Here is a 7839-nt window from a genome sequence, read left to right on the forward strand (position 1 = left end):
TCAGCATGGCATTAACGTTCCAAGTTCCGACGCTGAGCGATCAGAAATCGGCGCAAGAGCTAAAAGATTTGATTTTGACCACTGAACCTGAGGCTGATATTGACATCAATACTCAGGCAAAAACCGTCACCATTAGCTCTCAAGCCTCCGAAGAAACCTTCAAGCAGCTGATCACCGCATCGGGGCACAAAATAGCTTCTGCTAGCTAGGTTCGGCCAGATTGTCCAAGGCCTGCGATCGCAGCTCCGCGCTACTCTAGAATGCACTGGTTTCGGGGACTGGTCTTTGACCATGTCTTCGCGAGCGGTTTTTGACCACTGCATTCTATTGCTGCCCATGGTTGCTTCTACCCCTGCCCCGCTGCCCCCTGGGAGTTTTGGCCTGCCGGTTGTCGGCGAAACCCTCAACTTTTTGTTTGACCGCGAGTTCGCCAAAAAGCGTCAGGCTAGGTATGGGGCTATTTTTAAGACGCGTCTGCTGGGCCGTCCCACGGTAGTGCTGATGGGGGCAGAGGCTAACCAGTTTGTGCTCTCCACCAATATGGACAGCTTTTCGTGGCGGGAGGGGTGGCCTGGCACATTCAAACAGCTTTTGGGTGAGTCGCTGTTTTTGCAAGAGGGTGAAGAACACCGCCGCAACCGCAAGCTCCTCATGCCCGCCTTTCACGGCCCGGCCCTGGTTGGGTATGTAGAAACCATGCAGAGCCTTACCGAGCGCTACGCCCAAAAATGGGCCGCTCAGGGACAGCTCACCTGGTTTGACGAAATGAAGCAACTCACCTTTGACATCGCCAGCACGCTGCTGCTGGGCAGTGAGCCAGGTAGCCAGACCACACAGATGTCGGAGTGGTTTGCCGATCTGACCAACGGCCTGTTTGCCCCGCCGATTCACTGGGGGTGGACCCCTTTTGGCAAAGCTGTCAAAGCGCGAGACCAGCTTTTGCACCACATTGAGCAGGTAGTGAAAGAGCGCCAGGCCCGACCTACCCAAGATGCCCTGGGTCTGCTGGTGCACAGCGAAGATGAGGAGGGCAACCGCCTCAGTCTCGAAGAACTCAAGGCTCAGGCGCTGCTAATGCTGTTTGCGGGGCACGAGACCACCACCTCGATGCTGACCTCGCTGGTGATGTCGCTGGCGCAGCACCCCGATGTGTGGGAGCAGGCTCGACAGGAGCAGGCGCAGCTGATGGAGACGAGTGACGCCGTAACCCTAGAGCAGATTCGGCAGATGCCCTACCTCGACCAGATCGTCAAAGAGGTGGAGCGGCTGTACCCACCCGTGGCGGGGGGCTTTCGCGGTGTGGTCAAAGACTTTGAGTTCAACGGCTATCGCGTGCCCAAGGGCTGGATGGCACTGTATAGAATTGACGCCGCCCACCGCGATCGCACCATCTACACCGACCCCGACCGTTTTGACCCCGATCGCTTTAGCCCCGAGCGGGCCGAGCACAAGCGGGCCGACTTTAGCCTGGTGGGCTTTGGCGGCGGTCCCCGCATCTGTCTGGGCCTGGCCTTTGCCCAGCTCGAAATCAAGCTAGTGGCGGCCCATCTGCTGCGCTACTACACCTGGGATCTGGTGCCCGATCAGAACCTGGAGATGACGCCGATTCCGACGCTCAGGCCGCGATCGGGGCTGAAGGTCGTTTTCAAAAAACGCGCGATCGCTCCAACGCAGGTTACCGCCGACCAAACTGGGCAGCGTCAACCATGATGGTGAAATCTCTATTGTTTTTTATCCTTGCAGGCCTGTGTGAGATCGGTGGGGGCTACCTGGTGTGGCTGGCGCTGCGCGAGGGCAAGAGCCCCTGGTTAGCAGTGCTTGGGGTGGTCGTTTTGGGAATCTATGGCGCAGTGCCCACCCTCCAGCCCACGCATTTTGGTCGGGCCTACGCCGCCTACGGTGGCGTATTTATCGTGCTTTCCATTGGTTGGGGATGGCTGGTTGACCAGGTGAAACCCGATCGCTTCGATCTGCTGGGTGGCTGGGTGGTGCTGCTGGGCGTTTTGATGATAATGTACGCCCCTCGCAGCTAGCGACCACTACCCTCCCACATGGATTACCGGACGGCGTCTGGGGGATTTTTCAGCTTTGCGCAGTACCTCCCGAGTAACCACGGCAATATCGCCTTCGCCAAATAACATGAAGCGCAGCAGATATTGAATTGGGTTGCCCTCAATCCAGCCAAAGTAGGCGTGGGGCAATTTGCCGGTTTCATCGCGCATGTAGAGCAGAATAGCAGCAATCGTATTGGGCACCGCCGACCCTCTGGCTCTCAAAATGCGGTAATTGCCCACCTGCACTCCTTCTACCTGCACTGTCTCCATAAAGTCTGAAGCGTCTGAAACCTCGATCTCTAAAAACAGAATGGAATCGGTCGAGGGAATGTGATTGTCTTCCCGCACCTCGGTTTCCTTGAGGGAATATTCCTGTTCATCCCCGGCCTGCTTGCGGTTAGCAATGATGCGAATGGTGTGCTCGCTTTCTTCTAGAATGAAACGCCGAGCGATGGGATCCATTTCAAACCGCTCAACCCGCAACTCTGTAGAGCGCCAAACGCGCGAAATCAGTGAGGTGAAAACAATGGCACCAATAAAGAATGCGGCAATTTTGACCCCGTCAGGTCGCTCAATAATGTTGACAATGGTGGTGTAGAAAAACACCAGGGTAATGGTGCCAAACACGACCATGCCCCGCCGCGATCGCGCCTGTCGAGCCGCCAACGTCACCGCCAACGACGCTGAGCTCATCAGCACCAGCACCCCCGTGGCGTAAGCTCCACCCTGGGCCTCAACGCTGGCGCGAAAAATAATCGTGACGGCAAAAGCAATTACCGTAAAAATTAGCACTAGCGGTCGGGCGGCCAAGGTCCAGCTGGGAGCCATGCCATAGCGGGGCAGATAGCGGGGCACAATGCTGAGCAACCCAGCCATAGCCGAGGCCCCAGCAAACCACAAAATCGAGATCGTGCTCAGGTCGTAGAGGGTACCAAACCCATCCCCCAGGTACTCGTGGGCCAGATAGGCCAGCGCTCTTCCGTTAGCGGCTCCTCCTGCCTGAAATTCTGGCGGCGGAATCAGCAGCGTCGTGACCAAGCTGCTAGTAATCAGGAAAAAACTCATGATCACCGCTGCGGTGGTCAACAGCTTATGGGTGTTGCGGATACGACCAGCTGGAGCGGTTTCGGTATCGCTGCGATCGCCTTCGACTAAAGGCATCACCGCTGCCCCCGTTTCAAACCCAGACAGGCCCAGCGCTAACTTAGGGAATACCAGCGCGGCCAAGGCCAGGAGCACCACCGGATTGCTATTCCTGGAAAATAGCAGGCTCCACCAATCGGCAATCGCTGTGGGATGGGTCAAAATCTGATAGCCCCCCACACCAATGGTCACCAGGTTGAGCAGCAGGTAGACTGCGACTAGAAAAACCGCTATCCCAATCGCCTCCCGAAACCCCTTTAAGAAAACGGCTGCTAGGAAAGCAATGAGGCAGATAGTCAGTGGCACTTCGTACCCATGTAGAAAATCGTGGACAAAGGGATTTTCGACAATGTGGGCCGTAGCGTCGGCAGCGGAGAGGGTAATGGTGATGATGAAGTCAGTCGCCACAAACCCCAGCAGGCAGAGCACAAAAAACTTGCCCTGCCACCACGGCAGCAAATGCTCGAGCATGGCGATCGACCCCTCGCCATGGGGGCTCATCGAGGCCACCCGCCGATAGATCGGCAGCGCCCCAAACAGAGTGAGTAAAACCAGAATCAGCGTCGCAATAGGCGATAGCGCCCCAGCCGCTAGAGCCGCAATGCCGGGCTGGTAGCCCAGCGTGGAGAAGTAATCAACCCCAGTCAGGCACATGACCTGCCACCAGGGGTGTTTCACCGCGTGGCTGCTCTTCCCTGAGCGATCGGACTCAACTAACCAGCGCAGCAACCGTCTGCGGTATGTGGCTGATGGCCTCATTCGTTTAACCATCTACGGCATTCCTACGGGGTAGTGGCAGTACATTAATTAGTCAACCGCTTAGTGTCACCCTTGATCAACTGTATTGAGGTTTGCCGCTGTAGCCATTGCCGCCAAAGTACGTAGGGTGACTGGGCAAAAGACATTGAGGTGCCGGCAGGTGGCCCAGGGATGAAGCGATCGCTAATGCTGAGGCTTGAGCGATCGCCCTCGCCAGGTCCAGCCCCAGCCGGTCTTGGTTTTGACGATGGAGGTGAGGGCGATCGCCACGACCACCAGTCCGCCCACGCTGCTCAGCCACCAGTAGCGCAGCGGCACCCCCACCTGGCGATAGCCCGTGATCCTCAGCAGCCCATAGCCCGCCAGGGTCAACACCGTCAATCCGTATAAGAGCGCTATAGACGAGGAGAGTTCGGGTTTGAGTAGGGTGACGATTAGGCTCGCCAGCAACCCCACCCAGGGCATGACAAACACCATGGCGATGGTGAAGGCCGATAGCAGCGTCAGCGGCAGGTTTTCTTCGGTGCCCAAGTAGTAGTTCTTGGTCCACCCTTCCCACAGGGTGGCAAAAGAGGAATACATCCGCACGCTCAGCAGATCAATGCCCAGCACGTAGCGCAGCTTGAGGCCGTGCCGCCGAATCTGGCGGGCGAGTTCGACATCTTCTACAATCACGTCGCCGATGGCGGCGTGGCCACCGATTTTGTCGTAGGCGGCGCGACGAAATAGCATAAACGGCCCAGCGGCAAAGGCATTGTCTACGGCGGTAGACTCATTAATGGCTTCAAAGTCATAGGCGATCGCGATCGCGCTCATAATAATCGGCTGCACCAGCCACTCTGAAAAGCAGCTGCACTCAATTTTGGGCGCACAGCTCAGCAGGTCGGCCTGGTGGATTTGGGCTTCGGCCAGGGCAGCGGGTATTGCCCCCGGCGACAGCCGCACATCGGCATCGATAAACAGCAGGTAGTCGCCCTGGGCAACGTTTGCCGCCTGGGCACAGGCCCAGTTTTTGCCGCGCCACACCTCGCCCTCAGGGCGCGGCGGCACCACCAAGTGGTGAACGTTGCCATGCTGGGCCGCCAGCTCTGCGGCGATCGCCCCAGTGGCATCGGTGGACTGGTCATCGGCAATCCAAACGTCAAACCGTTGCGCCCCCGACAGTTCAGTCGCCAGCACCGCTTCCACACAGGCGCGAATATTGTCAGCTTCGTTGTAGGCCGGAATCACCACATCCACAGAGGGTGCTGAGGGCAGGGATGTCCCTACCGGCTGAAGACGAGGAGCCGACGCCAGCGACTGGGTGAGCTTGAAATAGAACGCCGCGATCGCCACCAGCGCCACCCCCAGCAATCCGTCGAGCCCCAAAATGAACTTGTCTAAACCCATGCCCGCTTTCCCCGCCGCCATCCTGTAGCAATCTACTATGTGCAGCTCGGATTGGGGGGCGATGATTTCAGCGATCGCCCCTCGATGCCGCCCACCGGCTCAATTCTTTACTTTGGAATGTTCTTTAGACTACAACCCCTATCTATCCCCCCCCGTAGCATCGTAGCCACGTCGATTAAGTCGTTCCTGGTCAGAATTGAGGAGTTTTTGAATGATTAGACAATGGCGTTTTGGCCTACTAGGGCTGGGCCTGGCCGTGGCCCTAGGCTTTGGTGGGCTGATGATCAATCGGGCGATCGCCCAGACCCCCAAAGAGCACTACCTCGCGGCCAATGCCGACACCGTGCACTGGGGCTACTTCAGCCAATCCCTAGAGCCTAAGCTCACGGTCAACTCCGGCGACATTGTCACTGTCGAGACCCTCACCCACCACGCCAACGACGACGCCTCCCTCATGGTCATGGGCGACCCTGGTGCCGAGAGCGTCTTCGCCTGGACTCCTGAGGGCAAAGGCGTCGATCGCCGGGGGGCGGGCTCCGTTGACCCCGAGGTCTACACCACGGGCGCAGGCGAAGGGGCGGGCGTGCATGTGCTGACGGGACCTATATACATTAACGGGGCCGAACCCGGTGACGTACTCGAAGTCAAAATCCTAGACGTGGCACCGCGACCCAGCGGCAACCCCGAATACCAGGGGCGCACCTTCGGCAGCAATGCCGCCGCCTGGTGGGGCTTCCACTACAAAGACTTGATTGAAGATCCCAAACCCCGTGAAGTGATCACCATCTACGAGCTAGACGCCACTGAAACCGAAGACTACGCCACCGCCCTCTACAACTTCCGCTGGACGCCCCAAACCGACCCCTTTGGCGTTGTCCACGAGACCATCGACTACCCCGGTGTGCCCGTTGACCCCGCCACCATCGACAAAAACTATGAGGTGCTAGAGGGCGTCAAGGTGCCGATTCGCCCCCACTTTGGCCTGATTGGTTTGGCTCCCCGTGAGGCCGACTTTGTTGACTCGGTGCCCCCCAGCTACTTTGGCGGCAATATCGATAACTGGCGCATTGGCGAAGGGGCCACTATGTATTACCCCATTGCCGTTGAAGGGGCGCTGCTGTCGCTGGGCGACCCCCACGCTGCCCAAGGTGACTCCGAATTGTCGGGCACGGCGATTGAAACTTCTCTCACTGGCAAAATTCAGGTCACGGTGCATAAGCAGAGCGATCTGGCGGGCACCATCCTCGAAGACCTCTACTACCCACTGCTTGAGAACGACGAAGAGTACGTCGTCCATGGCTTTAGCTACGCCAACTACCTCGAAGAACTGGGCGATACAGCCCAAAAAGACATCTTTGGCCAGTCGTCCATCGACAAGGCCATGCGCGATGCTTTTCACAAAATGCGCCACTTTCTCATGACCACTCAAGGTATGGGCGAAGATGAAGCGATTAGCCTCATGTCGGTGGCGACCGACTTTGGCGTCACCCAAATTGTCGATGGCAACTGGGGCGTCCACGGCGTGATCAAAAAGGCCGTGCTGCCCGGTGCCTAAGGATGGGTGACAGCCGTCTGAGTCCAATGACCCCATGTGTAGGTTAGGTGGCGCGCTAGCAGAATCCAGCAAAATTCAAACGGTGGCGTTGGGCTACATGTCGTTCCACCTCAGCTACGCCTAGCGGTTTGGCTCTCCTAGGGCCAAAGCCCGTTCTTTGCCGATAAGACTTCAAGACAAGCAGTCATCCACGCCGATAGTGGGTTTCCAGCGCAGGTCCTGGGTATAGTCGCTTGCTTGACTTGAGCGTGTGGTCTTCAGCTCGCCGCAACTCTCGCTAGAATGAAGGCCACACGAATTACGGATTGCTTGTGCTATGAAACGGTTGCTTGTTGCTCTGGTAATGTGTTTAGTGCTGGTGGGGTTTCCGGCCCAGGCCGATGCGCACCAGGTTGAAACCTTTTACACCCTCGACAATCAGCTAGAGTTTCAGTCGCTGTTTAGCTCGGGCGAACCCTTTGTGGGGGCAACGGTCAACATCTATGCACCCAACAACCCCGACGAACCCTGGATGACCACCACCACCGATCGCGAGGGCCGGTTCGCGTTTTTGCCCGACGAGTCGATCCCCGGCGATTGGGAAGTCTCGATTGAGGACGACACCCAGAGCCACGCCGACTACTGGACTGTGCCCGTGGGCGACAAGGGCATCATCTACGACGGCATCAGCCTCGACTCGACCGAAGATGTGCATTACCGCGCCGCCGCTGCGTTCATGCCGCTGGTGATCTCGATTGGTGGAGCGCTGGCCTGGCTAGGGTTTACCCGCCGCCGTCGCTAGACAGTCTCCTCAAACACTTAAAACAACTGACCTCCAGTATCCCTCAACGTTGGGATGCCGGAGGTTTTTGCTATGGGCCTTTCCTGCTTTCGCCAAGCTGACCTGTCACCCCAAGGCACTGGCTTTAATCATTGCGGTTGGTGAGAACGATCACCAAA

7 protein-coding genes are annotated in these 7839 nt (G+C 57.8%); 5 read left to right on the forward strand and 2 right to left on the reverse strand.

The features are described from left to right. The first annotated feature begins 5 nt into the window (after window positions 1-5). From H6F59_RS13400 to H6F59_RS13410, 3 genes are all read left to right on the forward strand, one after another. Window positions 6-209: a heavy metal transport/detoxification protein gene (locus tag H6F59_RS13400; RefSeq protein ID WP_190516723.1), complete on the forward strand. Its 204-nt coding sequence runs from the start codon at window positions 6-8 to the stop codon at window positions 207-209. Window positions 210-336: 127 nt separating this feature from the next. After that, window positions 337-1710: a cytochrome P450 gene (locus H6F59_RS13405; RefSeq protein ID WP_190700839.1), complete on the forward strand. Its 1374-nt coding sequence runs from the start codon at window positions 337-339 to the stop codon at window positions 1708-1710. Next, window positions 1710-2033: a YnfA family protein gene (locus tag H6F59_RS13410; protein WP_190700843.1), complete on the forward strand. Its 324-nt coding sequence runs from the start codon at window positions 1710-1712 to the stop codon at window positions 2031-2033. The genes H6F59_RS13405 and H6F59_RS13410 overlap by 1 nt, the downstream gene beginning before the upstream one ends. Window positions 2034-2039: 6 nt before the next feature. On the opposite strand, the gene H6F59_RS13415 is transcribed toward H6F59_RS13410, so the two are convergent. Then, the gene (locus H6F59_RS13415; RefSeq protein ID WP_190700505.1) at window positions 2040-3968 is read right to left on the reverse strand and encodes an amino acid transporter; all 1929 of its coding nucleotides are present in this window, start codon (window positions 3966-3968) and stop codon (window positions 2040-2042) included. A gap of 171 nt (window positions 3969-4139) precedes the next feature. After that, window positions 4140-5366, reverse strand: coding sequence for a glycosyltransferase family 2 protein (locus tag H6F59_RS13420; RefSeq protein ID WP_190700508.1), 1227 nt, complete (start codon window positions 5364-5366; stop codon window positions 4140-4142). Window positions 5367-5556: 190 nt separating this feature from the next. Here H6F59_RS13420 and H6F59_RS13425 point away from each other — a divergent pair, with 190 nt between their 5' ends. Continuing rightward, entirely contained in the window at window positions 5557-6900 is a 1344-nt protein-coding gene (locus tag H6F59_RS13425) for an acetamidase/formamidase family protein (RefSeq protein WP_190700511.1), read from the forward strand. A gap of 316 nt (window positions 6901-7216) precedes the next feature. Continuing rightward, window positions 7217-7681, forward strand: a complete 465-nt coding sequence (locus tag H6F59_RS13430; RefSeq protein WP_190700515.1) for a carboxypeptidase-like regulatory domain-containing protein — start codon at window positions 7217-7219, stop codon at window positions 7679-7681. Window positions 7682-7839 lie beyond the last annotated feature (158 nt).

It is taken from the genome of Nodosilinea sp. FACHB-141, from assembly GCF_014696135.1.
GTDB lineage: Bacteria > Cyanobacteriota > Cyanobacteriia > Phormidesmidales > Phormidesmidaceae > Nodosilinea.